This is a genomic window from Methylobacterium sp. OAE515 (assembly GCF_041806315.1).
Taxonomy (GTDB): Bacteria; Pseudomonadota; Alphaproteobacteria; order Rhizobiales; family Beijerinckiaceae; genus Methylobacterium; species Methylobacterium tardum.
Map to the genome: position 1 here is coordinate 2,949,274 of NZ_JBGMUV010000001.1, position 26,298 is coordinate 2,975,571.

Sequence of the window (26,298 nt, forward strand, 5' to 3'; positions counted from 1 at the left end):
GTGGCGTCATGAGCGCGCGGCTCGCCGACCTCTTCCCGGAAGCCTCCGGAACGGCCGCCGACCTGACGGTGTCGGACCTGACCGCCGACAGCCGGCAGGTCGCGACCGGCACGGTGTTCGTGGCCGTGCCGGGCACCAAGGCCGACGGTCGCCGCTTCGCCGCGCAGGCCGCCAACCGCGGCGCGGTGGCGGTGGCGGGCGAGGGGACGCGCCCCGCCGATCTGCCGGAGTCGGTCGCCTGGATCGCGGTCGCGGATGCGCGCCGGTCCCTGGCCCTGGCGGCGGCGCGGCTTGCCGGCCGGCAGCCCGACACCGTGGTGGCCGTGACCGGTACCGCCGGCAAGAGTTCGGTGGCCGACTTCGTCCGCCAGATTCTGGCACGCCTCGGCCGCGATGCCGCGAGCCTCGGCACCGTCGGGATCGTCACGAACCGCGGCGCGCAATACGGCTCCCTCACCACCCCGGATCCGGTGACGCTGCACCAGACGCTGGCGCGCCTCGCGGCGGACGGCATCACCGACCTCGCCATGGAGGCGTCCTCGCACGGGATCGAGCAGCGCCGTCTCGACGGCGTGCGGCTCGACGCGGCGGGCTTCACCAATCTCGGGCGGGACCACCTCGACTACCACGCGAGCATCGAGGACTACCTCGCGGCCAAGCTGCGCCTGTTCACCGACCTGCTGCCATCCGGATGCCCGGCGATCGTGAACGCCGACGGGGCCTATGCGGACCGGGTGATCGCCGCGGCCGAGGATGCCGGGCGGCCGGTCCGGACGGTCGGACGCGGCGGCCGGGATCTGCACGTGGAGTCGGTCCGGACGGAGGGCTTCGCGCAGGCCGTGCGCCTCGTTTTCCAGGGCCGGGCCCGGGAACTGCGCCTGCCGCTCGTCGGGGAATTCCAGGTCGAGAACGCCCTGGTGGCGGCCGGCCTCGCCCTCGCGACCCCGGCGGGCGCCGCCGATCCCGACGGCGTGTTCGCGGCCCTCGACCATCTCACCGGCGTGCCGGGCCGCATGGAGCGGATCGGCGAGGCCCGTGGCGGGCTCTGCCTCGTCGACTACGCCCACAAGCCCGAGGCGCTGGAGAGCGTGCTGACCGCGCTCCGCCCGTTCGCCTCCGGAAGCCTAGTCGTGGTGTTCGGCTGCGGCGGCGACCGCGACCGGGGCAAGCGGCCGCTGATGGGCGCGATCGCGCAGCGCCTCGCCGACACCGTGATCGTCACGGACGACAATCCGCGCACCGAGGAGGCCGCCGCGATCCGTCGGGCGATCCTCGACGCCGCGCCGGGCGCAGAAGAGATCGGCGACCGCGCGGAGGCGATCCGCACGGCCGTGCGGCGTCTCGGACCGGGCGACGTGCTGGTCGTGGCCGGCAAGGGTCATGAAACCGGCCAGATCGTGGGGGATCGGACGCTGCCGTTCTCGGACCACGAGGTCCTGCGCGCGGCGATCACCGAGGCGACCTGAGGGTGACCGGGGGCTGACCATGACCGCACTCTGGACGCGGGAGGAACTCGAGGCCGCGACGGGCGGGCGCCTGATCGGCGCCGAGCGCCCGATCGGTGGCGCCTCGATCGACACCCGCACGCTCCAGCCCGGCGACCTGTTCTTCGCCATCCGCGGCGACGCCCGCGACGGCCACGACTTCGTGGCCGACGCCCTCGGCCGCGGGGCCGGCGCCGCCGTGGTGGCCGAAGCCCGCGCCGGCGACCTCGCGCCTCATGGCCCGGTCCTGGCTGTCACCGAGACGGGTGCGGATCCGGTGCTGACGGCGATGACCCGGCTCGGAGCGGCGGCGCGTACCCGCACGAAGGCCCAGGTCGTGGCGGTGACCGGCTCGGTCGGCAAGACCGGGACCAAGGAGGCCCTGCGCCACGTGCTCTCCGGCCAGGGCGAGACCCACGCCTCGGCGGCCTCCTACAACAATCACTGGGGCGTGCCCCTGACGCTGGCGCGGATGCCGCAAGCCACGCGCTACGGCGTGTTCGAGATCGGCATGAACCACGCGGCCGAGATCGTGCCGCTGACCGCCCAGGTCCGGCCCGACATCGCGCTGATCACCACGATCGCGCCCGCCCATATCGAGCATTTCGCCTCGCTCGCGGCCATCGCGGACGCCAAGGGCGAGATCTTCTCCGGCCTCCAGCCCGGCGGCGTTGCGATCATCAACCGCGACGTCCAGCATTTCGACCGGCTCGCGGCCCACGCGCAGGCCTCCCGGGCGGGACGGGTGGTCACCTTCGGCGAGCACCCGGATGCCGACGTGCGCGCCCTGAAGATCGTGCTCCGCCCCGACCTGTCGGTCGTCGATGCCCTCGTGATGGGCCAGCCCGTCACCTACAAGCTCGGCACGGCCGGCCGGCACGCGGCGCTGAATTCGCTGGGTGTCATGGCGGTGGTCCACAGCCTCGGGGCCGACCTCGCCCGCGCCGCCCTGTCGCTCGGCGGGCTGACGCCGCCGGCGGGGCGCGGCGAGCGCACCGCCCTCGAGATCGGCGGCGGCACCGCCTACCTGGTGGACGAGAGCTACAACGCCAATCCCGTGGCGGTCCGGGCAGCGCTCGCGACGCTCGCGGGGATCGAGACCGGGCCCCGCGGCCGCCGCATCGCGGTGCTGGGCGACATGCTGGAACTAGGCGCCGCCGCCCCCGACCTGCATCGCGGCCTTGCCGACGCGATCGAGGCGGCCCGGATCGACCTCGTTTTCGCGGCCGGCCCGCTGATGCGCCACCTGTTCGAGGCCCTGCCGGTGAGCCGCCGCGGCGCTGTGGCTGACACCTCCGTGGACCTGCTGGAGCCGCTCGCCCGGACGCTCCGGCCCGGCGATGCCGTGATGGTCAAAGGATCGAACGGCAGCCGCATGGGCCGGATTGTCGAGGCCCTGAAAGCCCGCTACGCCGTCGACGAGGCGCGGCGCGCCCTGGCGACGGCCCCCTGACCGGCAGGCCCGCGCGTTCGAAGCGCGCGGTAACGCCCCCCGAAACCTGCGCCTGAACAAAGGGGCCGAGCGCCCGTATGCTGTACCTTCTCTCGGACCTGAGCAGCAGCTTCACGCCGCTCAACGTGTTCCGCTACATCACCTTCCGCACCGGCGGCGCGCTGTTCACGGCGGGCCTGTTCGTGTTCTGGTTCGGGCCGTGGATCATCTCGCTGCTGCGCCTGCGCCAGGGCAAGGGGCAGCCGATCCGCGAGGACGGGCCGCAGACGCACCTGCTGACCAAGCGCGGCACGCCGACCATGGGCGGGCTGATGATCCTGGCGGGCGCGATCGTGGCGATCCTGCTCTGGGCCAACCCGCGCAATCACTATGTCTGGGTGACACTGACCGTCACCCTCGGCTTCGGCGCCATCGGCTTCTACGACGACTACCTCAAGGTGACGAAGCAGTCGCACAAGGGGTTCTCGGGCAAGTTCCGCCTGGCCCTCGAGGCGGTGATCGCGATGGCGGCCTGCCTGACGATCGCGGTCTACTCGCCGGCCGCGCTGCAGAACCAGCTCGCCTTCCCGGTGTTCAAGGACGCGCTCCTGAACCTCAGCTGGTTCTACCCGCTGTTCGGCGCCTTCGTGATCGTGGGCGCCGGCAACGCCGTGAACATGACCGACGGCCTCGACGGTCTGGCCATCGTGCCGGTGATGATCGCCTGCGCCACCTTCGGGTTCATCGCCTATCTGGTCGGCAACTCGTTCACCGCGAGCTACCTGCAGGTGAACTACGTCCGTGACTCGGGCGAGCTCGCCGTGGTCTGCGGCGCCGTGATCGGCGCCGGCCTCGGCTTCCTCTGGTTCAATGCGCCGCCGGCCCAGATCTTCATGGGCGATACCGGCTCCCTGGCCCTCGGCGGGCTCCTGGGCACCGTCGCGGTGGCGACGAAGCACGAGATCGTCCTGGCGATCGTCGGCGGCCTGTTCGTCCTCGAGATGATGTCGGTGATCATCCAGGTCGCCTCGTTCAAGCTCACCGGCAAGCGCGTCTTCCGGATGGCGCCGATCCACCACCATTTCGAGCAGAAGGGCTGGAAGGAGCCGCAGGTGGTCATCCGGTTCTGGATCATCGCCGTCATCCTGGCCATGGCGGGCTTGGCGACGCTGAAGCTGCGCTGAGAAAATGTGATAGAGAGCCGCCTTAACTGGCTGATCCCACCCAGGTCCTCATCCTGAGGTGCCGTCGTGCAGCGGCGGCCTCGAAGGAGCCCTCCAGGGATCGCGCGCTGGCTGGAGGGCTCTTTCGAGGCTCGCTGACGCGAGCACCTCAGGATAAGGGGATTGGATGGGATCGGCCCGGCCCCTTTCGCTTCTCGAGCTTCCCATGACGCCCATCACCACCTTCGCCGACCGCACCGTCGCCCTGTTCGGGCTCGGCGGCTCCGGTCTCGCCACCGCGCTGGCGCTGAAGGCGGGCGGTGCCGGCGTGCAGGCCTGGGACGACAATGCCGACAGCCTCGCCCGGGCCCGGGAGGCCGGGATCGAGACGCAGGATCTGCGCGAGGCCGACTGGTCGGGCTTCGCCGCGCTCGTGCTCAGCCCCGGCGTGCCCCTGACCCATCCGGAGCCGCACTGGAGCGTCCGGCTCGCCCGCGCCGCGGATGTCGAAATCATCGGCGATATCGAGCTGTTCTGCCGCGAGCGCCGGGCGCACGCCGCCGGGGCGCCGTTCGTGGCGATCACCGGCACCAACGGCAAGTCGACCACCACAGCGCTGATCGCCCACGTGCTCGCGCAAGGAGGCCGTGACGTGCAGATGGGCGGCAATATCGGGACCGCGATCCTGTCCCTGGAGCCGCCCGCCGCCGGCCGCGTCCACGTGATCGAGATGTCGTCGTTCCAGATCGACCTGACGCCGAGCCTCGATCCGAGCGTCGGCGTCCTGATGAACATCACCCCCGACCACCTCGACCGCCACGGCACCATGGAGCAGTACGCGGCCATCAAGGAGCGCCTGATCCGCGGTTCGGCCCTCGCGGTGGTCGGCATCGACGATGCGCCCAGCCGGGCCATTGCCGACCGGCGCGGTGCCGACCTCGTGCGCGTGCACGTGCCCCACGGCGAGACACTCTGCACCGACGCGCTGAGCGTGCGCGACGGGATCGTCCGCGATCCGGATGGTACGGCGCTCGCCGACGTGAACGGGATCGGCTCGCTCCGGGGCGCCCATAACTGGCAGAACGCGGCGGTGGCCGTGGCGGTAGCGCGGGCGCTCGGCCTCTCACCCACGGAGATCCAGGCCGGGCTGACCTCGTTCCCGGGCTTGCCGCACCGGATGGAAGAGGTCGGGCGGCGCGGGCCCGTGCTGTTCGTCAACGATTCGAAGGCGACGAACGCGGATTCGACCGAGAAGGCGCTCACGGCCTTCCGGGACATCCACTGGATCCTCGGCGGCAAGCCGAAGGACGGCGGCATCTTCCCGCTGGTGCCGTATTTCGAGCGGGTCGCCCACGCCTACCTGATCGGCGCCGCCTCCGATGCCTTCGCGGCGACGCTGGAGGGCGCCGTTCCCTACACCCGCTGCGAGACCCTGGAGGTGGCGGTCCCGAAGGCCGCCGAGAACGCCGCCGCCTCGGGCGCCCCGGAGCCCGTTGTGCTGCTCTCGCCGGCCTGCGCCTCCTACGACCAGTTCCGGAACTTCGAGATCCGCGGCAACCGTTTCCGGGAGCTGGTGCAGGCGCTGCCCTGAGGCAGCGCCGCCTCAGCGCGCCAGCACCTTGGCGGCGTCGCGGGTGGTGCCCACCGCCTGCGAGACGTCGGCCACGGACTGAACGATCGCCCCGATATTGCCGGTGATCGCCGTGACCGCCCCGGCAGCGCTCTGCATGTTCTCGGCGAGGTCGCGCGTCACCGCGCTCTGCTCCTCGATGGCCGCCGCGGTCGCCACGACGGTCTCGCGCATCACCGAGACCGAGGTCCCGATCGAGGTCAGCGCTCCCACCACCTCCTGCGAGACGCGCTGCACGCTGGCGATCTCGCCGTTGATCTGCCCGGTGGCGCGCGCCGCCTGATCGGCCAGCGCCTTCACCTCGGAGGCGACGACCGCGAAGCCGCGTCCCGCCTCGCCGGCGCGGGCCGCCTCGATCGTGGCGTTGAGCGCCAGCAGGTTGATCTGGCCGGCGATGTTCTGGATCAGGCCGACGATGCTGGTCATCGCGGTCGCGGTCTCGGCCAAGCGCTTGGTGTGGCCGTCCGCCTCCTGGACGCAGGCATAGGCGGTGTCGGTGGCGCCCTGCGAGCGGACGATGCTCTGCGACATCTCCGCGACGGACGCGGCCAGCTCCTCGGCCGCCGCTGCCACGGTCTGGACGTTGCCGGAGGTCGAATCCGCGGCCGAGGAGGCCAGGGCGGCCGCCCGCGTCGAGTGCGTCACCGCCTGCTCGATCTCGCCGAAGTTCCGGTCGATCAGCGTGCGCAGGTCGGCGAGCAGGCGGACCTGGTCGGTGATGTCGGTGGCGAACTTCACCACCTTGTAGGGCCGGCCGGCGGCATCGAAGATCGGGTTGTAGGACGCCTGGATCCAGACTTCGCGACCGCCCTTGCCGACGCGTCGGAACTGCGCCGCCTGATAGGTCCCGTTCCGCAGCGCCGCCCAGAACGCGCGGTACGCCTCGCTGTCGCGCTGGCCGGGCTCGACGAACAGGCTGTGGTGCTGCCCGACCACTTCTCCTCGTGTGTAACCCATCGCGGCCAGGAAGTTGTCGTTGGCCTCGAGCACCGTACCGTCGAGGTCGAAGGCGATGACGGCCTGCACCTTGTGGATGGCCTCGATCTGTCCCGCGCGGTCGGCCTCCTCGGTCCTCTGCTGGGTGATGTCGGTGGCGAATTTCACCACCTTGTAGGGCCGACCGCGGCTGTCGAGCACCGGATTGTAGGACGCCTGGATCCAGATCCTGCGGCCGCCCCGGCCGACCCGCTGGAACTGCCCGCTCTCGAATGTGCCCGAACGCAGGCGCTCCCAGAGCGCGCGGTACTCGGGCGAGTCCCGCTGCGCCGGATCCATGAACAGGCTGTGGTGCTGCCCGACGATCTCCGGCAGCGTGTAGCCGACCACAGCCAGGAAATTGCCGTTGGCCGAGAGGATCTTCCCGGAGAGGTCGAACTCGATGACGCCCTGAACGCGGTCGAGGGCCGCGAGCTTGGCCTGCGCTTCACGGTTGTTCAGGGCAGAGAACATGGCGAGGGAGCTTCCGCTTGGCGGATCCGGCATCGCCGAGCGGCACCCGGTTCAGGTTGCTCGCCGATCCGCAACTTACACCCAAAGGTTGCACGTCTGGTATTAACATAGAGTATTATCTGTTCTTTGGACGATTGAACTCGAACGATACGCGTGAGGTTTTCAGCGCCTCTCGGGCGGTGTCGGCAGCACCGGCATCTGGCTTGAGCGGTCGGCCGGCGCCCCGGCACGGACAGAGTCGGCGGCGCAGCGTCGTCACGCATAAGTCTCCGTTTACCATTCCTGCACAGGATCGACTCCGACCCGCGCGGATCGGCATCCGCGCGGACTGGAGTCGTTGCCCGGCATGATGTCACGCGCGGAACGCACCCCCCTGACGGACTGGTGGTGGACGGTCGATCGCGGGCTCCTCGCGGCCCTGTTCGCCCTGATGGTGGCCGGGCTCGTCTTCCTGATGGGCGGCGGCCCGCCGGTGGCCGAGCGGATCGGCCTGCCGACCTTCTACTTCCTGAACCGGCAGGCGATGTATCTCGCCCCGACGATCCTGCTGATCTGCGCGGTCTCGTTCCTGTCCCTGCGCGGCATCCGCCGGCTCGCGCTGATCACCTGGGTCTGCGGCGTCGTCCTGTGCCTGCTCGCCGGCAAGTTCGGCCCCGAGATCAAGGGCGCGCATCGCTGGATCCAGTTCGGCTCCTTCGGCCTGCAGCCCTCGGAATTCGTGAAGCCGGCCTTCGTGGTCGTGGCCGCCTGGGCCTTTTCGGAGGGTGCGCAGCGCCGCGACATGCCGGGCGGCATCCTGGCGCTGCTGCTCTTGCCGATCACCATCGTGCCGCTGCTGCTCCAGCCCGATTTCGGCCAGACCATGCTGATTACCATGGTTTGGTGCGCGCTGTTCTTCGTGGCCGGCCTCCACCTGATCTGGGTGGCCGTCCTCGGCGTGCTGGGCCTTGGGGGTGTCTTCGCTGCCTACCTGTTCTTCCATCACGTCCGCGAGCGCTTCAACAAGTTCCTCGACCGGGATTCCGGCGGCGGCTTCCAGGATTTCTGGTCGCGCGAATCGTTCCGCTCGGGCGGCTGGTTCGGCACGGGCCCGGGGGAGGGCGTGGCCAAGCGCCACCTGCCGGACGCGCATACCGACTTCATCTTCTCGGTCACCGGCGAGGAATTCGGCGTGATCGTCTGCCTGTGCCTCGTGGCCCTGTTCGCCTTCATCGTGCTGCGCGGCCTCAAGCTCGCCCGGCGCACGGACGACACCTTCTCGCGGCTGGCGATCACCGGCCTGACCACGCTGTTCGGCCTCCAGGCCTGCATCAACATGGCGGTGAACACCCAGTTGATGCCCGCCAAGGGCATGACGCTGCCCTTCGTCTCCTACGGCGGCTCCTCGCTGATCTCGCTGGCGCTCGGCACCGGCTTCCTCGTCGCCCTGACCCGCAAGCGCCCCCGCACCGTGATGCTCAGCCAGAAGCCCCCCGGCACCGCGCCGGCCACCGTCGCCGGGGTGATGCGGTGACGGTCTTCACCCCCACGATCCTGCTCTGCGCGGGCGGCACCGGCGGCCACCTGTTCCCGGCCGAGAGTCTCGCCCACGCCCTGCGCGCCCGCGGCATAAGGGTGGCGCTCGCCACCGACGCGCGGGTCGACGCGATCGCGTCCGAGTTCCCGGCCTCGGAGGTCGTGACCATCGCGTCCGCGACGCCGTCCGGCCGCTCGCCGCTGAAGCGGGCCGGCGCCGTGCTGACGCTCGGCCGCGGCTTCGGTGTCGCCGCCAAGGAGATCCGCCGGATCAACCCGGCCGCCATCGTGGGCTTCGGCGGCTATCCGACCGTCCCGCCGGTGCTCGCCGGCCAGATCCTGCGCGTGCCGACGATCCTGCACGAGCAGAACGCCGTGATGGGCCGGGCCAACGCCTTCCTGGCGCGGGGCGCTCGCACCATCGCCACCGGCTTCAAGGTCGTGCGCGGCGTGCCCGACAAGGCCAAAGCCCCGCGGATCCACACCGGCAACCCGCTCCGCCCGGCGGTGATCGAGGCGGCGAAGGTTCCGTTTCCCGCCTTCGGTCCGGACGATTCCCTGCGGCTCCTGGTGTTCGGCGGCAGCCAGGGCGCCCGCGTGATGGGCGAGGTCGTACCGGAAGCGATCGCGCGCCTGCCCGACGCGCTGCGCGCCCGCCTCCACCTCGTCCAGCAGGTCCGGCCGGAGGATCTGACGGCGGTGCAGAACCGCTACCTCGCCATGGGGCTCGCCGGGATCGAGGCGGCGCCGTTCTTCAAGGACCTGCCCGGCCGCATGGCCGCGAGCCACCTCGTGGTCTCGCGATCGGGCGCTTCCACGGTCTCGGAACTGGCGGCGATCGGCCGCCCGGCGATCCTCGTGCCGCTGCCCGGCTCGCTGGATCAGGACCAGGCCGCCAACGCCGCGACCCTCGACGCGATCGGCGCGGCTTTGGCCGTGAAGCAGGCCGATTTCACGCCGGATCGCCTCGCGGCGGACCTCACGGCCTGCTTCGAGACGCCGGCAAAATTGACCGCGGCGGCCGATGCGGCCAGAAGCGCCGGCATCCACGACGCCGCCGAGCGGCTGGCCGAGGTCGTCATCCAGACGGCCGCCCGCACCTGATCCTCAAGGGATTTCGCACCGGCGATCCCGCCACCAGACGGTTCGACCCATGAAGCTGCCCGACAAGCTCGGACCCATCCACTTCATCGGCATCGGCGGCATCGGCATGTCCGGCATCGCCGAGGTGATGCACAATCTCGGCTACACGGTGCAGGGGTCGGACGCGTCCGACAACGCCAATGTCCGCCGTCTGGCCGAGAAGGGCATGCGCACCTTCGTGGGCCACAACGCCGACAATGTCGCCGAGGCCGCGCTGGTCGTGGTCTCGACGGCGATCCAGCGTGACAACCCCGAGCTGCAAGCCGCACGGGAGCGCCGCCTCCCGGTCGTGCGCCGGGCCGAGATGCTGGCCGAGCTGATGCGCTTCAAGTCCTGCGTCGCCATCGCGGGCACGCACGGTAAGACCACGACCACATCGCTGGTCGCGACGCTGCTCGACGCCGGCAACCTCGACCCGACGGTGATCAACGGCGGCATCATCAACGCCTACGGCACCAATGCCCGCATGGGCGCGGGCGAGTGGATGGTGGTGGAGGCCGACGAGTCGGACGGCACCTTCCTGAAGCTGCCGGCCGATGTCGCGATCGTCACCAACATCGACCCCGAGCATCTCGACCATTTCGGCTCGTTCGACGCGATCAAGGACGCGTTCCGGCGCTTCATCGACAACATCCCGTTCTACGGCTTCGCGGTGATGTGCATCGATCACCCGGTGGTGCAGGACCTCGTCGGCCATATCGAGGACCGGCGGATCATCACCTACGGTGAGAACCCGCAGGCCGACGTGCGCCTGATCGACGTGGACCTGCGCGGCGGCCAGAGCCGCTTCCGGGTGATGATCCGCGACCGTCGGCCCGGCTACCGGATGGAGATGGAGGATCTCGTGCTGCCGATGCCCGGCAAGCACAACGCGCTCAACGCCACGGCGGCGCTCGCGGTCGCACACGAGCTCGGCGTCAAGCCGGACGCGATCCGCCAGGCGCTCGCGAGCTTCGGCGGGGTGAAGCGGCGCTTCACCCGCACCGGCGAGTGGAACGGCGCGACGATCTTCGACGATTACGGACACCATCCGGTGGAGATCAAGGCGGTGCTCAAGGCCGCCCGCGCTTCGACCGAGCACGGCGTCGTCGCGGTCGTTCAGCCGCACCGGTACACCCGCCTCCAATCGCTGTTCGACGATTTCTGCACCTGCTTCAACGATGCCGACACGGTCATCGTCGCGCCGGTCTACGCGGCCGGCGAGCAGCCGATCGAGGGCTTCGACCGCGACAGCCTCGTGGCCGGCCTGCGCTCCCGCGGTCACCGCGACGCCCGGGCCCTGGAGCGGCCGGAGGAGCTCGCGGGGATCATCGCGGACCTCGCCAAGCCCGGTGATTACGTGGTCTGCCTCGGCGCCGGCACGATCACGCAGTGGGCCTACGCCCTGCCGGACGAACTCGCCGCGCGGGGACGGTAGGCGCGGTGCGTGAGTCCGCCCCGGGAGGCCTCTCGGGTCGGCGGCACCCTCGACCGTCTATACTGGGCTGCGCTCTGAGGATGAACCCGGCGGTGACTCTCCGGACCCCGGCCTCGCAGCGTCCGCTGCCACCCCGATGCGACGACACCAGGATCGCCGCATCCCTCTCCCCGCAGGCGGGGCGAGGGGAGACACACAGATGACCGCCTCTCTGCACGATCGCATCCGGGCCGCCGCGCCCGACCTCCGCGGGCGCCTGCTCGCCGACCAGCCGCTCGCCGACCTGACGTGGTTCCGGGTCGGCGGACCGGCCGAGGTGCTGTTCACGCCGGCCGACGAGGAGGATCTCGCCTGCCTCCTCGCGGCCCTCGATCCCGATGTGCCCGTCACGGTGATCGGGCTCGGCTCGAACCTGATCGTGCGGGACGGCGGCATCCCCGGTGTCGTCGTGCGCCTCGGCGGCAAGGCCTTCGGCAGCGTCGCAATCGACGGCGACATGCTGGCGGTCGGCACCGCGGTGCCGGACATGCGCCTCGCCAAGGCCGCGGCCGAGGCGGGTCTCGACGGGCTCGCCTTCTATCGCGGCATCCCGGGCTCGATCGGCGGGGCGCTGCGCATGAACGCGGGCGCACATGGTGGCGAGACGACCGACGTGCTGGTTGAGGCTCGCGGCATCGATCGCCAGGGGCAGGCGCGCACCTTCACCCACGCCGACATGGGCTTCTCCTACCGGCATTCGGGTGTGCCGGAGGACGTGATCCTTACGAGCGCCCTGTTCCGGGGCAGGCCCGGCGAACGGGCCGCCATCGAGGCCGAGATGGAGCGGGTCACCGCCGCCCGCGAGGCCGCCCAGCCGATCCGCGAGCGCACCGGCGGCTCGACCTTCGCCAACCCGGAAGGCGGCAAGGCGTGGCAGTTGATCGACGCCGCCGGCTGCCGCGGGCTGAGGCGGGGCGGCGCCCAGGTCAGCGAGATGCACTGCAACTTCCTGATCAACACCGGCAGCGCGACCGCGGCCGACATCGAGGGACTCGGCGAGGAGGTTCGTCGGCGGGTGCGCGAGACGAGCGGGGTCGAGCTGCGCTGGGAGATCCGTCGGATCGGCTTGGCGGCACAGGCTGTAAGTCAGTAAGATGTAAGTTTATCGGCAGGGACGAAGGACATGCCGGAACAGCCAGCCCGGACCGCCTATTCCAAAGTCTCGGTGAAGAGCCAAACGGTGCTGCCGGCGGAGGTTCGCGAACATCTGGCGATCCGACCCGGCGATCGTCTGCGTTACCGGATCACGCCGGACGGCATCCGCATCGACAAGGCTCCGCCGGAGGGTGAGGATCCGTTCGTGGCCTTCACGGAGTGGGCCGGCCCGATCGATGATGAAGATTATGCCGGCCTCTGAGACAGCGGATCTGCCGGCCGGCACGGTCGTCGTCGTGCCGTTCCCCTATTCGGACCGATTGGCAGAGAAGAGGCGGCCCGCTCTCGTCGTGTCGGGAGAGGCTGTCGCCGCTGCCGGCTACGTGTGGATCGCGATGATCACGAGTGCCCGCAACACGCACGCTGCGGGCGATGTCCGGATCGATGACCTGATGTCGGCCGGCCTGGGCGTCGCCTCCGTCGTGCGCCCGCTCAAACTCGCCTGCATCGAACCGAGCCGGATCCTGCGCCGCATCGGAACGCTGCCTCATCAGACGGCCGCGCAGGTCTACACCACGATCCGAAGCCTGATCGGCGCGGCATGAGCCGGCCCGTCATCCACCGCCTCGCCCCGGAGCGCACCATGTCCAAGCACGTCGCCGTCCTTCTGGGCGGCACCTCCGCCGAGCGCGAAGTCTCGCTCAATTCCGGCAAGGCCTGCGCCGACGCCCTGGAAGGCGAGGGCTACCGGGTCACGCGGGTCGATGTCGGTCCCGACATCGCCTCGGTGCTGTCGGCGCTCAGGCCGGACGTCGCCTTCAACGCGCTGCACGGCCCGGACGGCGAGGACGGCACGATCCAGGGTCTCCTGGAGATCCTGAAGATCCCCTACACCCATTCCGGCGTCCTCGCCTCGGCGCTCGCCATGAATAAGGAGCGGGCCAAGACCGTCATGCGCGCCGCCGGCGTCGACGTGCCGGAGGGCCGGATCGTTAACCGTCATGCGGCCGCCAAGACACACCCCCTGCCGCCACCCTACGTCGTGAAACCCATCGCGGAAGGCTCATCGGTGGGTGTGATCATCGTGCGCGACGGCCGCTCGCACCCGCCCCAAATCCTCGCCTCCGAGGAGTGGACGTTCGGCGAGCAAGTCCTTGCAGAACCTTACATAGCCGGCCGCGAACTGACCTGCGGCGTGATGGGCGACAGGGCCCTCGGCGTGATCGAGGTGAAGGCCGCGACGGGCGACTGGTACGACTACGACGCCAAATACGCCCCGGGGGGGTCGATCCACGTCCTCCCGGCCGAACTTAAACCAAATGTTTACCAGCGTGTCCAAGAACTGTCGTTAACGGCGCATCAAGCACTGGGCTGTCGGGGCGTCAGCCGTGCCGACCTTCGATTCGACGACACACCGGGTGGAACCGGTCTGCTCGTCGTGCTGGAGGTCAACACGCAACCCGGCATGACCCAGACGAGCCTTGTGCCGGAGATGGCGGCCCATGCGGGCCTGAGTTTCGGTGAGCTCGTCCGATGGATGGTGGAGGACGCTTCCCTGAATCGCTGAGCGGCGACGCCGCCGGCCGGATCGGTCCCGCGCGCCGCCTCGGCGCCGCCCTGGGCCGGCTCATCGGCCGCCCTGCGCGCTCGCTCTCGGTCCGCCGCGCCCGCCCCGGCCAGCGCCTGGGCGAGCGCCTGCCCCGCGGCGTCGGCGTCGTCGGGGTCTCGGTATCTCTCGCCGCCGTGGCGCTCGCCGGCTTCGTGGCGAGCGGTCGCTACGACGCCTTCGTGGCCGAGCAGGGCCGCCCGCTGGACATTGCCGCACGCCTGACCGGCTTCGGCGTCGAGCGCGTGACCATCTCGGGCATCTCCCGGATGTATGAGCGCGAGGTTCTGGCGGCCGCCGGCATAGACTGGCGCTCCTCCGTGCCGTTCCTCGACGTCAGCGCCGTGCGCGAGAAGCTGCTGCGCGTGCCGCTGATCGCCCAGGCCTCGGTCCGGAAGATCTACCCCAACGAGATCGCCATCACCCAGGTGGAGCGCGAGCCCGCGGCCCTCTGGCAGAAGAACGGCGAGATCAGCGTCATCGCCGCCGACGGCACGGTGATCGATGCCATGCGCGACGACCGCTATGCCAGCCTGCCGCTGGTCGTCGGCGAGGACGCGAACACCAAGCTTCCCGAGTACCTCGCCCTGATCGCGGCCGCCGGGCCGCTGGCCGAGCGGATCAAGGCCGGCACCTACGTGTCCGGCCGGCGCTGGACCCTCAAGCTCGACGGCGTCGACGTGCGCCTGCCCGAGGCCGATCCGGCCGCCGCGCTCGCCCGCCTCGTCCGGTTCGAGCGCGAGGCCGGCCTGCTCGAGAAGGACATCATCGCCGTGGATCTGCGCATGCCGGACCGCCTCGTGGTGCGCCTGACCGAAGAGGCTGCCGCCACCCGCGCGGAAGCCCAGAAGGCGAAGAAGAAGGGCACGGCCAGCTGATGCCCTCGACCAAGATCTCCGCCCGTCCCGCATCCCGCGTCCGGTAGCGTCAATGCACAGCCAACACGGCCTCACGCCGCGCTTGAAGCCGCTCTCCGCCCGGCGTTCGACCACCCTCTCGGTGCTCGACATCGGCACGAGCAAGGTGGTCTGCCTCATCGCCGAGCTACAGCCCGCCGAGGCGCTCACGACGCTCCGCGGCCGCACGCACCTCGCGCGCATCATCGGCATCGGCCACCAGCGCTCCCTCGGTCTGAAGGGCGGCGCCATCGTCGACCTCGCCGCCGCCGAGGGCGCGATCCGTCAGGCGGTCCACGCCGCCGAGCGGATGGCCAAGGTCGAGGTCCAGTCGGTCATCGTCAACATGTCGGGCGGCCGCCTCGCCTCACAGCATTTCCAGGCGCGGGTGAACGTCCGCTCCGGAACCGTCACGGGCAGCGACGTCGAGCGGGTGCTTGAGACCGCGAGCGCCCACGGCGTCAGCCCCGGTCGGGCCGTGCTCCACGCCTTGCCGACCGGTTACGCGCTGGACGGGCAGGGCGCCGTGATCGACCCGTCAGGCATGATCGGCGAGGCGCTCAGCGTCGACCTGCACGTGGTGACCAGCGAGCTCGCCGCGGCCCGCAACGTCATGCTGGCGGTGGAGCACTGCCATCTCGGGGTCGAGGCGGTGATCGCCACGCCCTACGCGGCCGGCCTCTCGGCCCTGGTCGACGACGAGGCCGAGATGGGCGTCTGCGTCGTTGATATGGGCGGCGGCACCACCAGCGTCGGCGTGTTCTCGGGCGGTCACCTCGTCCACGTGGACGCCCTGGCGGTCGGCGGCCACCACGTCACCATGGACATCGCCCGCGGCCTCTCCACCCGCATGGCGGCGGCCGAGCGGCTGAAGACCCTCTACGGCTCGGCTCTCTCCACCCCCTCCGACGACCGCGACATGATCGCCGTGCACGGCGTCGGCGAGGACGAGGGCGAGGCGCCGGCCCACATCCCGCGCTCGCAACTCGTGCGGATCATCAAGCCGCGCGTCGAGGAGGTGATCGAGCTGGTGCGCGACCGTCTGCGGGAGGCGGGCTTCGCCGCCCAGGCCGGGCGGCGCGTGGTCCTCACCGGCGGCGCCAGCCAGCTCGTCGGTCTGCCGGAGGTCGCCCGCCGCGTCCTCCAGGGTCAGGTGCGGATCGGACGGCCCCTCGGCATCCGGGGCCTGCCGGAAGCCGCCAAGGGCCCGGCCTTCTCGGCGGCGGTCGGCCTGCTCGTCTACCCGCAGGTGGCCCATGCCGAGCATTTCGAGCCGCGGGGGCACGGCGCCTTCGCGGCGACCGGCACCGACAGCTACATCCGCCGAGTCAGCCGCTGGCTCTCGGACAGCTTCTGAAATTCCACATCCGCCCCTGCGGGCGGGTGTGTCGACGAGGATCCGGCGCTTTCAGCGTCGCACGGACAGCACAGTTAGCGAGAGGCTCGACACCATGGCCATCACACTCCAGGCGCCGGACATCCGGGAACTCAAGCCCCGTATCACCGTCTTCGGCGTGGGCGGCGCCGGCGGCAACGCCGTCAACAACATGATCGAGTCGGGCCTGCTCGGCTGCGAGTTCGTCGTCGCCAACACCGACGCGCAGGCGCTCACCTCCTCGAAGGCCGAGCGGGTGATCCAGATGGGCCTGGGCGTCACGCAGGGCCTCGGCGCCGGCTCGCACCCGGAGGTCGGCTCGGCCGCCGCCGACGAGGTGATCGACGAGATCCGCGACCAGCTCTCGGGCGCCCACATGTGCTTCATCACCGCCGGCATGGGCGGCGGCACCGGCACCGGCGCGGCCCCGGTCATCGCCCGCGCGGCCCGCGACATGGGCATCCTGACGGTCGGCGTCGTGACCAAGCCGTTCCAGTTCGAGGGCATGCGCCGCATGCGCACCGCCGAATTCGGCATCCAGGAGCTGCAGGCGGCGGTCGATACGCTGATCGTGATCCCGAACCAGAACCTGTTCCGGGTCGCCAACGAGAAGACCACCTTCGCCGACGCCTTCGCGATGGCCGACCAGGTGCTCTACTCGGGCGTCGCCTGCATCACCGACCTGATGGTGAAGGAAGGCCTCATCAACCTCGACTTCGCCGACGTGCGGGCGATCATGCGCGGCATGGGCAAGGCCATGATGGGCACCGGCGAGGCGTCCGGCGAGAAGCGCGCCAACCGCGCCGCCGAGGCCGCCATCGCCAACCCGCTCCTCGACGACGTCTCGATGAAGGGCGCCCGCGGCCTGCTGATCTCGATCACCGGCGGCTCCGACCTGACCCTGTACGAGCTCGACGAGGCCGCCACCCGCATCCGCGAAGAAGTCGATCAGGACGCCAACATCATCCTGGGCGCCACCTTCGACGAGAGCCTCGACGGCATCATCCGCGTGTCGGTGGTTGCCACCGGCATCGAGCCGCTGCTGATCTCGGCGAACTCGCCGAACAACCCGGCGATCGCCGAGACCGAGCAGCGCATCGCCGAGGTCGCCGAGCGCCTGCGCGCCGAGGCTCGCGCCCGCGCCGCCTCGCCGGTGCCGAGCATCCGCACCGAGGCGGCCGCCCCGGCGCCGGCTCCCGCTCCGGTCCACGCGCCGCAGCCGACCCCCGAGATGCGCGCCGAGCCGCGGATCGAGGCGCCCGCTCCGGTGACCCGCGACGACGTCGTGCTCGCCCCGGTCCAGCCCCGGGCCGCGGCGCCCTTCGTCCCGGCTCCGGCGCCCCATCAAGCCGAGCCCGTGGCGCAGCTCCCGGCCGGTCCGTTTGTCCCGCCGCGCCCGGCCGCTCCGGCCGGCACGCCGCTCGCCCGGGCCCCGCGCATGCCGCAGATCCACGAGCTGCCGCCGATCGCGCAGAACCAGATCATGGCGAACCGCGCCGCCGAGGAGGCCGCCCCGGAATCCAAGCGGACCTCGCTCCTCCGTCGCCTCGCGACGGTCGGTTTTGGCGGCCGCCGCGACGAAATGGAGGGTGCCGCCCCGGCAGCCCGGCCCGCCGCTCCGGCCGCGCCCCAGCCTCAGATGGCGCAGCCCCCCGTCCCGCAGGCCCCGCGCGCTCCGGCCGCTCCCGCGGTCCCGCAATACCGCCCGGCCCAGGGCAATCTCGATGGCCAGGGCCGGATGGCGCCGCAGCCGCGGATGATGGACGACGACCAGCTCGAGATCCCCGCCTTCCTGCGTCGTCAGGCGAACTGAGCGCCGGCGAACCCGGACGCAAATCGAGGGAGCCGGCGGGAAACCGCCGGCTCTTCGTGCTGCAGCAAGACAACCAACGGTTGCTTTTTGACCCGCATGCGGGTGCAGCCGGGCTCGCCTGGATCCTGTGATCCCTGGGGGCGTGGTGCATCCGCGCCACAGAACGGTCGCCGGTTAGCCACGCATTAACCAACCTTTAAGCCTTTGGGGGATCAGCAGTTTGCGACGGCGTCGCCGCAAGCGTGTCTGTAACACAGCGTAAGAATCCGTGATTTGGCTGCCCTGTGCGGTGCAGTTATAGAACCTCAAGACCGACGACACACGCATCGGGACACAACCTGGTAGCGTGGGCAGGGGCATCAAGCAGCGGACGGATCAGTCAGTTTTCTTGTCATCTTCAGTCGAGATGGCGGGACCTGATCGCGCCCGGGGGCTAAGGAATGCGAACGCATAAACAGACGACCCTCAAAGGGCCGGCAACGCTCTCGGGCATCGGGGTCCATTCCGGGAACCCGGCCGAGATCACGATCCGGCCCGCTCCCGCCAATCACGGCATCGCCTTCCTCCGCACCGGCACCACCCATGGCAATGACCGCCTGATCAAGGCGCATCACGCCCTCGTCTCGGCCACCGAACTCTGCACCGTTCTGGGTGACATCGAGACCGGTGCCGTCGCCACCGTCGAGCACCTGATGTCCGCCCTCTACGGGCTGGGCGTGGACAACGCCCTGGTGGAGATCGACGGCCCCGAGATGCCGATCCTCGACGGATCCGCGCTCCCCTTCGTCCAGGCGATCGATCAGGTCGGGATCGCGACCTGCGACACGCCGCGGCGCTGGCTCAAGATCCTCCGCCACGTCCGCATCGAGACCGGGACGTCCTTCGCGGAGCTGCGGCCCATCGATCGCGGCTTCCGCCTCGACGTCGAGATCGATTTCGAGAGCCCGGTGATCGGCCGCTCCCGCAAGGCCATGGACCTGTCGCCGGCCTCCTACCGCCGCGAGATCGCCGGCGCCCGCACCTTCGGGATGATGCGGGATGTGGAGCGCTACTGGAAGGCGGGCTTCGCCCTCGGTGCCTCGCTGGAGAACACCGTCGCGGTCGGCGAGAGCGCGGTGGTCAATCCCGAGGGCCTGCGTTTCCCGGACGAGTTCGTCCGCCACAAGATCCTCGACGCCATCGGCGACCTCGCGCTGGCCGGCCTGCCGATCCAGGGCGCCTACCGCTCCTATTGCGGCGGCCACCGGATGAATGTCGGCGTGCTCTCCGCCCTCTTCGCCGACCGGTCCAACTACGCGATCGTCGAGGCGCAGGGCTCGCGGCGCGAGACCGTCCTCTCCGAGCTCGGCGCCGGCCTCGGGATCGCCGCCTTCGCGGCAGACCTCTGAACGGCAACTTGTGTCCTGCGGGACACAGCCGTCAACCGATCCTGGCCGCCCGCAGCCTTGCCGCTTTCGTGCCCGAATCAAACGTCACGGTTTAACGGTCCGTGAACGGCGGGCGCGGCCCGGACGGGCCGGATCCACCCACGCGATGGCATGACGGCGCGAGACGGCGCCGGTTCGGGAAAGAGCGCCAGATGCCTGTCACCATTCGTCATCGCCGGGCGGCGGCCTTCGTGGCGCCGCTCGTGGCCATCCTCGGCCTGGGCCTCGGCGGCTGCGACTTCGACCCGACCCAAATCTTCGCCGAGAAATACAAGCCCGAGGTCGTGCCGGACGTCCCGGCCGACAAGCTCTACAGCGACGGCTTGGCCAAGCTCGAGGACAGCGACTACGAGGGCGCCGTCAAGAAGTTCGATAGCCTCGACAAGCAGTACCAGTATTCCGACTGGTCCCGGAAGGCGCTGCTGATGACAGCATACGCCAACTACGAGGGCCAGAAGTACGACGACGCGATCAGCGCCTCGAAGCGCTACCTGCAGCGGCACCCGGCCAGCAAGGATGCTGCCTACGCGCAGTACCTGATGGCGATGTCGAACTATAAGCAGATTCCGGACGTGACCCGCGACCAGGAACGCTCCGAGAAGGCGCTCGCATCTCTGCAAGAGCTGGTCCAGAAGTATCCGACCTCGGAATACGCCGCGGATGCGAAGGCCAAGATCCAGATCACCCGCGACCAGCTCGCTGGCAAGGAGATGGAAGTCGGGCGCTTCTACCTGGAGCGGCGCAACTTCCCGGCCGCGATCAACCGCTTCCGCGACGTCGTCGCCAAGTACCAGACCACGCGCCACGCCGAGGAGGCTCTGGAGCGCCTGACCGAGGCCTACTGGGCGCTCGGCATCACTCAGGAGGCGCAGAACGCCGCCGCGGTGCTCGGGCACAACTTCCCGGAGAGTTCCTGGTACAAGGACGCGCACGCGCTGCTCGCTCAGGGCGGCGTCGAGCCCCGCGAGGAGAAGTCCTCGTTCCTCTCCAAGATCTACCGCACGGTCACGGGCAAGACCGCCTCGGCCGAGTAAGGCGGCCGGGTCCGGTCGGACCCGACCCGCGAAGCCTCAGGGCCCGGAGCCGCCGCTCCGGGCCTTTCCGTTGTCGCATCCAAGACGTCCGGTGCGACGCATTTTTCGGGTGAATCCGCGCCGCGGCGGCCTTATGTCTGCGGTCCCGTCCTGAGGAATCCCCGTCGCCGCATGCTGGCGCAGCTCGCGATCCGCGACATCGTCCTGATCGATAGACTCGAACTGAATTTCCGATCGGGGCTCAGCGTCCTGACCGGGGAGACAGGCGCGGGCAAATCGATCCTGCTCGACGCCTTCGCCCTGGCGCTCGGCGGCCGCGGCGACGGCCGCCTCGTCCGCCACGGCGAGGCGCAGGGCGTCGTCACGGCGGTGTTCGACCTGCCCGTCGACCATCCGGCGCGCCGGATCGCCGCCGAGGCCGAGATCGACACCGAGGGCGACCTGATCCTGCGCCGGACCCAGATGGCCGACGGGCGGACCCGCGCCTTCGTCAACGATCAGCCGGTGGGCGTCCAGGTGCTGCGGGCGATCGGGGCCGCGCTCGTGGAGATCCACGGCCAGCACGACGACCGGGCGCTGGCCGATCCTGCCTCGCACCGGGCGATCCTCGATGCCTTCGGCGGTCTCCAGGCCCACCTCGCCAAAGTGGGGAACGCGTCGCGCGCGGTCCGGACAGCGCGGACCGCGCTGTCCGAGCATCGCGCCCGCGTGGAGGCGGCCCGCAAGGAGTCCGACTTCCTGCGCCACGCCGTCGAGGAGCTGGCCGCGCTCGCTCCGCTGCCGGGTGAGGAGGCTCAGCTGGCGGAGCGCCGCAGCATCATGCAGCAGTCGGAGAAGGTCGCCCGCGAGCTCAACGAGGCGCTCGACGCCGTGGGCGGCCCCCATTCCGGCGTGCCCCATCTCTCGGCCGCCCTGCGCAAGCTGGAGCGCCGCGCGGCGCAGTTGCCGGCCCTCGTCGATCCCTGCGTGAACGCCCTCGACGCCGCGATGGTCGCCCTCGACGAAGCCCGCGCGGTTCTGGACGCGGCCGTGTCCGAGACCGAGTTCGATCCCCGCGACCTGGAGCGGGTGGAGGAGCGGCTGTTCGCCCTGAGGGCGGCCTCCCGCAAGTACGATGTCGCGGCCGATGATCTCGCCGCGCTGGCGGAGCGCTACGCCGGGGATGTCGCGGCGATCGATGCCGGCGAGGCGGCGTTGGCCGGGCTCGAGCAGGCGCTCGCGAAGGCGGAAACCGACTACGCCGAGGCGGCCGAGAAACTCAGCGCCGGGCGCCGCCGGGCGGCCAAGCAGCTCGACGCCGCCGTGAAGGCCGAGCTGCCGCCGCTGAAGCTGGAGCGAGCCCGGTTCATCACCGAGATCGCCACCGATCCGGAGTCGCGCGATCCGGCCGGCACCGATCGCGTGGAATTCTGGGCGCAGACCAATCCCGGCACCAAGCCCGGCCCGATGATGAAGGTCGCCTCGGGCGGCGAGTTATCGCGCTTCATGCTGGCCCTCAAGGTGGTGCTGGCCGACAAGGGCTCCGCGCCGACCCTGATCTTCGACGAGATCGATACCGGTGTCGGCGGCGCCGTGGCCGACGCGATCGGCCTGCGCCTCGCCCGGCTCGCAGCCACCGTGCAGGTCGTCGCCGTGACCCACGCGCCTCAGGTAGCGGCGCGCGCCGAGACGCATTTCCTGATCGCCAAGGCGCCCGTGAAGGGGGCCAGCCGTGTCGCGACCCGCGTCTCAAGCCTGCCCGTCGACGAGCGGCGGGAGGAGATCGCCCGGATGCTCGCGGGTGCCACGGTGACGGACGAGGCCCGGGCGGCGGCGGCCCGGCTTCTTCAGGGCGCCGACGCGTAAACGCGCATCAACCTTAACCGTTGGTTGCAATTAGGCGTTTGTTAACCATTACACGCGAGAGTGCGATCGTCCTGGCGCCGCGGATGGTTTCGGCGGCGGGACGGGGAGGGAGCGATGAAGCCGTCCATGGTCGCGTCCGATGGGCACCTGCGCGCAGGCCAGACGCTCAAGCAGTCGATCGACACGCGGCAGCTCGGGCTCACGCTCCGGACAGTCTACGAGGGCAGTGTCGATACCCAGCCGATCACCGACACCCATGTTGAGCTGCTCCTGCGCCTGCGCCAGAAGGAGCGCGAACTCCGCCGGGCGAGCTAGCGTCCGATTCGGCCTGACTGACTCAGGCCGGCGACTTTGAGTTCATCTTGAACCGCGCAAGCGTTCGATGAACCTGCACTCGCGTCGTCGGAAAGCGCGGCTTTTTGCGAAGCCGACTACCAGCGGCGCGAGCCCGGCCTCCGGCGATACTCGGCAGCCCGAATCAAGGTCAGCACCCGATCGAGGTTGACCAGCAGATCCGATTCCTCGACCCGCGCCTGTGCGGCCGTCCCAGGATCGGTGCTGAATTTCTGGCGCGCCTGCGCCAGCGTCAGGGCGCGCTCCAGGGCTTCCCGCTCGGCATGCAGGGCAAGCCAGGCTGGATCGGCTTCCGTCGCTGCCTCGACCTCCTCGCCGCCCACGATCCGACATCCTTCCGATACGATTGCCGGTATTGAACGCACGAGGTCGATGAACCGTGCCGCTCGACTTGCGGCTGCGGTGTCATCCCGGTGTCATCTCCCTGTCGTAACCGCCCAGCCATCGGGCGGCCGGCGCTGGGTCTCTTCGGAAGATCGGCCGCAGAGCTCTGCCGCGGGCATGGGCTTGCCGGCGGAGCGGCGCAGGCTCTTGCCCGACGGCAACGGAGAATCCCTTGAGACCCTTCGCTTACGCGCTCGCCGTCGGCCTCGCGACGGTTCAGCTGGCGTCCGCGGCGCTCGCCGCCGACATCACCGGAGCCGGGGCCACGTTCCCCTTCCCGGTCTACTCGAAGTGGGCCGAAGCCTATCGCAAGGAGACCGGCTCGGGCCTCAACTATCAGTCGATCGGCTCCGGCGGCGGCATCAAGCAGATCCAGGCCAAGACCGTCGATTTCGGCGCCACGGACGCGCCGCTGAAGGCCGAGCAGCTCGCCAAGGACGGCCTCGTCCAGTTCCCGACCGTGATGGGCGGCGTCGTGCCGGTGGTGAACATCCCCGGGATCGAGCCGGGCAAGCTCAAGCTCACCGGCGACATCCTGGCCGACATCTACGCCGGCAAGATCGCCAAATGGTCGGATCCGCGGATCGCGAAGCTCAATGACGGGCTGAAGCTCCCCGATTCCAACATCACGCCGGTCTACCGCTCGGATGCGTCCGGCACGACCAACATCTTCACCACCTACCTCTCCCAGTCGTCCGACACCTGGAAGAAGGAATACGGCGCGGCCACCACGATCTCCTGGCCGGTGGGTCAGGGCGGCAAGGGCAACGAGGGTGTGACCGCCACCGTGAAGCAGGTCCCGAACGCGATCGGCTACGTCGAGTCGGCCTATGCCAAGCAGAACAAGCTCTCCTACGCCCTGCTGCAGAACAAGGCCGGCAAGTACCCGCAGCCGGACGACAAGGCGTTCCAGGCCGCGGCCGCGAGCGCCGACTGGAAAGCCGCCCCGGGCTTCGGCATCTCGCTGACCAACCAGCCGGGCGATGACGCGTGGCCGATCACGGCGGCGACCTTCATCCTGATCCACAAGGATGCGGCCGATCCGGCCAAGGCCGCCGACGTGCTCAAGTTCTTCGACTGGGCCTACAAGAACGGCGACAAGCTCGCCACCGATCTCGACTATGTGCCGCTGCCGGACAACGTCGTCGAGCTCATCCACCAGGAGTGGAAAGACGTGAAGGGCAAGGACGGTAAGCCTGTCTTCAACATGTGAGCGTGGCCGGGAGGAGGTGACAACCTCCTCCCTCGCTTCCGGGAACGCACCGCGCTACCACGCCACCCTTCGCAGAGAACCGCGGATGCCCGCTTTGACAGAATCGATCGCCCTCGGCCGAACGCGTGCTGCGACCGCGCGGAAGGCGCCGAGCCGCAGCCTCGACACCCTGTTCCGGACCTGCTCGTACGGCGCCGCGCTGCTGGTGCTCCTCGTCCTCGCCGGGATCCTCGGCTCGATCCTGTACGGCGGCTGGCCCGCCTTCCGCGAGTTCGGCTTCGGATTCCTGACCTCGAGCGCCTGGAACGTCGGGACCGAGCAGTATGGTGCCCTGGTCGCGGTGCTCGGGACCGTCGCCTCCGCCTTCCTGGCACTGCTGATCGGCGTACCCGTCTCCCTCGGGATCGCGGTCTACCTGACGCAGCTCTGCCCCGGCTGGGCGCGCAAGCCGGTCGCCATGACGATCGAGCTGCTCGCCGCCGTGCCGAGCATCATCTACGGCATGTGGGGCCTGTTCGTGTTCGCGCCGCTCTTCGCGCGCTTCGTGCAGATCCCGGTCTCGAACCTCGTCGAAGGCATGCCGATCATCGGCACGTTGTTCTACGCTCGCGTGCCGTCCGGCGTCGGCGTGCTCACCGCCGGCATCATCCTGGCGATCATGATCGTGCCGTTCATCGCCTCGATCGCCCGCGACATGCTCGACCAGATCCCGACCGTGCTGCGCGAGAGCGCCTACGGCATCGGCTGCACCACCTGGGAGGTCGTGCGCCACGTGCTGGTGCCGCAGGCCGCGGTCTCGATCATCGGCGCGATCATGCTCGGGCTCGGCCGGGCCCTCGGCGAGACGATGGCGGTGACCTTCGTGGTCGGCAACGCCAACCGCCTCTCGGCCTCGATCTTCGACCCGAGTTCCACCATCGCGTCGCGCATCGCCAACGAGTTCAACGAGGCGGACGGCCTCCAGCTGAACGCGCTGATGGCCCTGGGCTGCATCCTGTTCGTGATCACCTTCGTGGTGCTCATCATCGCCCGGCTGCTGACGCGCCGCGTCCAGTCCGCCTGAGGAGCCCGCGCGATGGACGCTTCCAACACGATCACCATGACCACCGGGCGCCGTTCCGGTCGTGTCCGCCGCGGCCGCCGCGTCGCCGACCGGGCCCTGCGGATCGCCTGTACCGGCGCGACCCTGGTGGGCGCCCTGGTCCTGGGCTCGATCCTGGTGATGCTGATCGTCCAGGGCGTGCGCGGATTCACGCCGACCCTGTTCACCAACCCGACCCCGGGTCCGGGCTCAGAGGGCGGCGGCATCGCCAACGCGATCCTCGGCAGCCTCGTCCTGACCGGGATCGGCATCCTGATCGCGACGCCGATCGGCGTCATGGCGGGGACCTACCTCGCCGAGTACGGGCGCGGCTCGAAGCTCGCGGCGCTGATCCGGTTCCTCAACGACATCCTGCTCTCGGCGCCGTCGATCCTGATCGGGCTGTTCGTCTACACGCTGATGGTGCGGCCGATGGGGACCTACTCGGGCTGGGCCGGCGGCGTGGCGCTCGCGATCATCGCCGTGCCGGTGATCGTGCGCACCACCGAGGACATGCTGCGCCTCGTCCCCGGCACCCTGCGGGAGGCCGGCGCGGCCCTCGGGGCGCCGCCCTCGACGGTGATCACCAGCGTGACATGGCGCGCGGCCTCGGCCGGCATCGTCACCGGCATCATCCTGGCGCTGGCGCGCATCGCCGGCGAGACCGCGCCGCTGCTGTTCACGGCGCTCAACAACAATTCCTGGTTCTCCGCCAACCTGATGGGCGGCGTCGCGAACCTGCCGGTGATGATCTACCAGTTCGCTCTGTCGCCCTATCCGAACTGGCAGGGGCTCGCCTGGGCGGGCGCGCTCCTGATCACCGCGACCATCCTGGTGCTGTCGATCATCGCGCGCCTCGTGATCAAGCCGCAGACTTCGCGCTGAGACCCCTTTCGAGGACAC

The 26,298-nt window shown here is 70.1% G+C and carries 23 protein-coding genes; 21 read left to right on the forward strand and 2 right to left on the reverse strand.

Going from position 1 to position 26,298, the window contains the following annotated elements; translation table 11 throughout:
* The first annotated feature begins 8 nt into the window (after positions 1–8).
* From ABIE45_RS14480 to murD, 4 genes are all read left to right on the forward strand, one after another.
* A complete protein-coding gene (locus ABIE45_RS14480; protein WP_192708516.1) occupies positions 9–1,466 on the forward strand; it encodes a UDP-N-acetylmuramoyl-L-alanyl-D-glutamate--2,6-diaminopimelate ligase in 1,458 nt (485 codons plus the stop codon).
* Positions 1,467–1,485: 19 nt separating this feature from the next.
* Positions 1,486–2,937 (forward strand): UDP-N-acetylmuramoylalanyl-D-glutamyl-2,6-diaminopimelate--D-alanyl-D-alanine ligase, encoded by a 1,452-nt coding sequence (locus tag ABIE45_RS14485; protein WP_192708517.1) that lies wholly within the window; start codon positions 1,486–1,488, stop codon positions 2,935–2,937.
* A 77-nt stretch (positions 2,938–3,014) separates the two neighbouring features.
* On the forward strand, positions 3,015–4,100 hold the full coding sequence (gene mraY, locus ABIE45_RS14490) for a phospho-N-acetylmuramoyl-pentapeptide-transferase (protein WP_192708518.1): 1,086 nt from the start codon (positions 3,015–3,017) through the stop codon (positions 4,098–4,100).
* 205 nt (positions 4,101–4,305) lie between these two features.
* Positions 4,306–5,670, forward strand: coding sequence for a UDP-N-acetylmuramoyl-L-alanine--D-glutamate ligase (gene murD, locus ABIE45_RS14495; RefSeq protein WP_192708519.1), 1,365 nt, complete (start codon positions 4,306–4,308; stop codon positions 5,668–5,670).
* A gap of 12 nt (positions 5,671–5,682) precedes the next feature.
* Here murD and ABIE45_RS14500 read toward each other — a convergent pair whose 3' ends face one another.
* A complete protein-coding gene (locus ABIE45_RS14500) occupies positions 5,683–7,158 on the reverse strand; it encodes a PAS domain-containing methyl-accepting chemotaxis protein (RefSeq protein WP_192708520.1) in 1,476 nt (491 codons plus the stop codon).
* A gap of 346 nt (positions 7,159–7,504) precedes the next feature.
* Here ABIE45_RS14500 and ABIE45_RS14505 point away from each other — a divergent pair, with 346 nt between their 5' ends.
* From ABIE45_RS14505 to ABIE45_RS14570, 14 genes are all read left to right on the forward strand, one after another.
* Positions 7,505–8,671, forward strand: a complete 1,167-nt coding sequence (locus ABIE45_RS14505) for an FtsW/RodA/SpoVE family cell cycle protein (RefSeq protein ID WP_192708521.1) — start codon at positions 7,505–7,507, stop codon at positions 8,669–8,671.
* Entirely contained in the window at positions 8,668–9,777 is a 1,110-nt protein-coding gene (gene murG / locus ABIE45_RS14510) for an undecaprenyldiphospho-muramoylpentapeptide beta-N-acetylglucosaminyltransferase (protein WP_192708522.1), read from the forward strand. Before ABIE45_RS14505 ends, murG begins: the two co-directional genes overlap by 4 nt.
* 49 nt (positions 9,778–9,826) lie before the next feature.
* Positions 9,827–11,233 carry a UDP-N-acetylmuramate--L-alanine ligase gene (murC, locus tag ABIE45_RS14515; protein WP_192708523.1) on the forward strand — a complete coding sequence of 469 codons (1,407 nt, stop codon included), beginning with the start codon at positions 9,827–9,829 and terminating at the stop codon, positions 11,231–11,233.
* Positions 11,234–11,432: 199 nt separating this feature from the next.
* Complete coding sequence (murB, locus tag ABIE45_RS14520; protein ID WP_192708524.1) at positions 11,433–12,365, forward strand: UDP-N-acetylmuramate dehydrogenase; 933 nt, start codon at positions 11,433–11,435, stop codon at positions 12,363–12,365.
* A gap of 30 nt (positions 12,366–12,395) precedes the next feature.
* Positions 12,396–12,629: an AbrB/MazE/SpoVT family DNA-binding domain-containing protein gene (locus ABIE45_RS14525; protein WP_192708525.1), complete on the forward strand. Its 234-nt coding sequence runs from the start codon at positions 12,396–12,398 to the stop codon at positions 12,627–12,629.
* The gene (locus ABIE45_RS14530) at positions 12,616–12,972 is read left to right on the forward strand and encodes a type II toxin-antitoxin system PemK/MazF family toxin (protein ID WP_192708526.1); all 357 of its coding nucleotides are present in this window, start codon (positions 12,616–12,618) and stop codon (positions 12,970–12,972) included. Before ABIE45_RS14525 ends, ABIE45_RS14530 begins: the two co-directional genes overlap by 14 nt.
* Before the next feature lie 38 nt (positions 12,973–13,010).
* Positions 13,011–13,934, forward strand: a complete 924-nt coding sequence (locus ABIE45_RS14535; protein WP_192708786.1) for a D-alanine--D-alanine ligase — start codon at positions 13,011–13,013, stop codon at positions 13,932–13,934.
* Positions 13,901–14,851 carry a cell division protein FtsQ/DivIB gene (locus ABIE45_RS14540; protein WP_192708527.1) on the forward strand — a complete coding sequence of 317 codons (951 nt, stop codon included), beginning with the start codon at positions 13,901–13,903 and terminating at the stop codon, positions 14,849–14,851. Before ABIE45_RS14535 ends, ABIE45_RS14540 begins: the two co-directional genes overlap by 34 nt.
* A 52-nt stretch (positions 14,852–14,903) precedes the next feature.
* A complete protein-coding gene (ftsA, locus tag ABIE45_RS14545; RefSeq protein ID WP_192708528.1) occupies positions 14,904–16,226 on the forward strand; it encodes a cell division protein FtsA in 1,323 nt (440 codons plus the stop codon).
* Between the two features lie 94 nt (positions 16,227–16,320).
* A complete protein-coding gene (ftsZ, locus tag ABIE45_RS14550) occupies positions 16,321–18,057 on the forward strand; it encodes a cell division protein FtsZ (protein ID WP_192708529.1) in 1,737 nt (578 codons plus the stop codon).
* Positions 18,058–18,497: 440 nt separating this feature from the next.
* Positions 18,498–19,445, forward strand: coding sequence for a UDP-3-O-acyl-N-acetylglucosamine deacetylase (lpxC, locus tag ABIE45_RS14555; protein ID WP_192708530.1), 948 nt, complete (start codon positions 18,498–18,500; stop codon positions 19,443–19,445).
* A gap of 191 nt (positions 19,446–19,636) precedes the next feature.
* Complete coding sequence (locus ABIE45_RS14560; RefSeq protein WP_192708531.1) at positions 19,637–20,518, forward strand: outer membrane protein assembly factor BamD; 882 nt, start codon at positions 19,637–19,639, stop codon at positions 20,516–20,518.
* Between the two features lie 171 nt (positions 20,519–20,689).
* Positions 20,690–22,363, forward strand: coding sequence for a DNA repair protein RecN (recN, locus tag ABIE45_RS14565; protein ID WP_192708532.1), 1,674 nt, complete (start codon positions 20,690–20,692; stop codon positions 22,361–22,363).
* Positions 22,364–22,477: 114 nt separating this feature from the next.
* Positions 22,478–22,678, forward strand: a complete 201-nt coding sequence (locus ABIE45_RS14570) for a hypothetical protein (protein WP_192708533.1) — start codon at positions 22,478–22,480, stop codon at positions 22,676–22,678.
* 116 nt (positions 22,679–22,794) lie between these two features.
* On the opposite strand, the gene ABIE45_RS14575 is transcribed toward ABIE45_RS14570, so the two are convergent.
* Positions 22,795–23,040 (reverse strand): hypothetical protein, encoded by a 246-nt coding sequence (locus ABIE45_RS14575; protein ID WP_192708534.1) that lies wholly within the window; start codon positions 23,038–23,040, stop codon positions 22,795–22,797.
* Between the two features lie 233 nt (positions 23,041–23,273).
* Between ABIE45_RS14575 and pstS the strand changes: the two genes are divergently transcribed.
* The 3 genes from pstS to pstA all read left to right on the forward strand — a co-directional run bounded on the left by pstS (position 23,274) and on the right by pstA (position 26,280).
* The gene (gene pstS, locus ABIE45_RS14580; protein ID WP_192708535.1) at positions 23,274–24,314 is read left to right on the forward strand and encodes a phosphate ABC transporter substrate-binding protein PstS; all 1,041 of its coding nucleotides are present in this window, start codon (positions 23,274–23,276) and stop codon (positions 24,312–24,314) included.
* Positions 24,315–24,399: 85 nt separating this feature from the next.
* A complete protein-coding gene (pstC, locus tag ABIE45_RS14585) occupies positions 24,400–25,377 on the forward strand; it encodes a phosphate ABC transporter permease subunit PstC (RefSeq protein ID WP_192708536.1) in 978 nt (325 codons plus the stop codon).
* A 12-nt stretch (positions 25,378–25,389) separates the two neighbouring features.
* Positions 25,390–26,280 (forward strand): phosphate ABC transporter permease PstA, encoded by an 891-nt coding sequence (gene pstA / locus ABIE45_RS14590; RefSeq protein ID WP_192708537.1) that lies wholly within the window; start codon positions 25,390–25,392, stop codon positions 26,278–26,280.
* The last annotated feature ends 18 nt before the right edge of the window (positions 26,281–26,298 follow it).

Bases quoted from the DNA above. Each gene is read 5' to 3' on its own strand.
- murC (WP_192708523.1), top strand. From the start codon at position 9,827: ATGAAGCTGCCCGACAAGCTCGGACCCATCCACTTCATCGGCATCGGC.
- murD (WP_192708519.1), top strand. From the start codon at position 4,306: ATGACGCCCATCACCACCTTCGCCGACCGCACCGTCGCCCTGTTCGGG.
- mraY (WP_192708518.1), top strand. From the start codon at position 3,015: ATGCTGTACCTTCTCTCGGACCTGAGCAGCAGCTTCACGCCGCTCAAC.
- ftsA (WP_192708528.1), top strand. From the start codon at position 14,904: ATGCACAGCCAACACGGCCTCACGCCGCGCTTGAAGCCGCTCTCCGCC.
- ABIE45_RS14540 (WP_192708527.1), top strand. From the start codon at position 13,901: ATGGATGGTGGAGGACGCTTCCCTGAATCGCTGAGCGGCGACGCCGCC.
- ABIE45_RS14560 (WP_192708531.1), top strand. From the start codon at position 19,637: ATGCCTGTCACCATTCGTCATCGCCGGGCGGCGGCCTTCGTGGCGCCG.
- murB (WP_192708524.1), top strand. From the start codon at position 11,433: ATGACCGCCTCTCTGCACGATCGCATCCGGGCCGCCGCGCCCGACCTC.
- ftsZ (WP_192708529.1), top strand. From the start codon at position 16,321: ATGGCCATCACACTCCAGGCGCCGGACATCCGGGAACTCAAGCCCCGT.
- ABIE45_RS14480 (WP_192708516.1), top strand. From the start codon at position 9: ATGAGCGCGCGGCTCGCCGACCTCTTCCCGGAAGCCTCCGGAACGGCC.
- ABIE45_RS14570 (WP_192708533.1), top strand. From the start codon at position 22,478: ATGAAGCCGTCCATGGTCGCGTCCGATGGGCACCTGCGCGCAGGCCAG.
- pstA (WP_192708537.1), top strand. From the start codon at position 25,390: ATGGACGCTTCCAACACGATCACCATGACCACCGGGCGCCGTTCCGGT.
- ABIE45_RS14535 (WP_192708786.1), top strand. From the start codon at position 13,011: ATGTCCAAGCACGTCGCCGTCCTTCTGGGCGGCACCTCCGCCGAGCGC.
- ABIE45_RS14500 (WP_192708520.1), bottom strand. From the start codon at position 7,158: ATGTTCTCTGCCCTGAACAACCGTGAAGCGCAGGCCAAGCTCGCGGCC.
- pstC (WP_192708536.1), top strand. From the start codon at position 24,400: ATGCCCGCTTTGACAGAATCGATCGCCCTCGGCCGAACGCGTGCTGCG.
- ABIE45_RS14505 (WP_192708521.1), top strand. From the start codon at position 7,505: ATGATGTCACGCGCGGAACGCACCCCCCTGACGGACTGGTGGTGGACG.
- ABIE45_RS14530 (WP_192708526.1), top strand. From the start codon at position 12,616: ATGCCGGCCTCTGAGACAGCGGATCTGCCGGCCGGCACGGTCGTCGTC.
- lpxC (WP_192708530.1), top strand. From the start codon at position 18,498: ATGCGAACGCATAAACAGACGACCCTCAAAGGGCCGGCAACGCTCTCG.
- recN (WP_192708532.1), top strand. From the start codon at position 20,690: ATGCTGGCGCAGCTCGCGATCCGCGACATCGTCCTGATCGATAGACTC.
- ABIE45_RS14525 (WP_192708525.1), top strand. From the start codon at position 12,396: ATGCCGGAACAGCCAGCCCGGACCGCCTATTCCAAAGTCTCGGTGAAG.
- ABIE45_RS14485 (WP_192708517.1), top strand. From the start codon at position 1,486: ATGACCGCACTCTGGACGCGGGAGGAACTCGAGGCCGCGACGGGCGGG.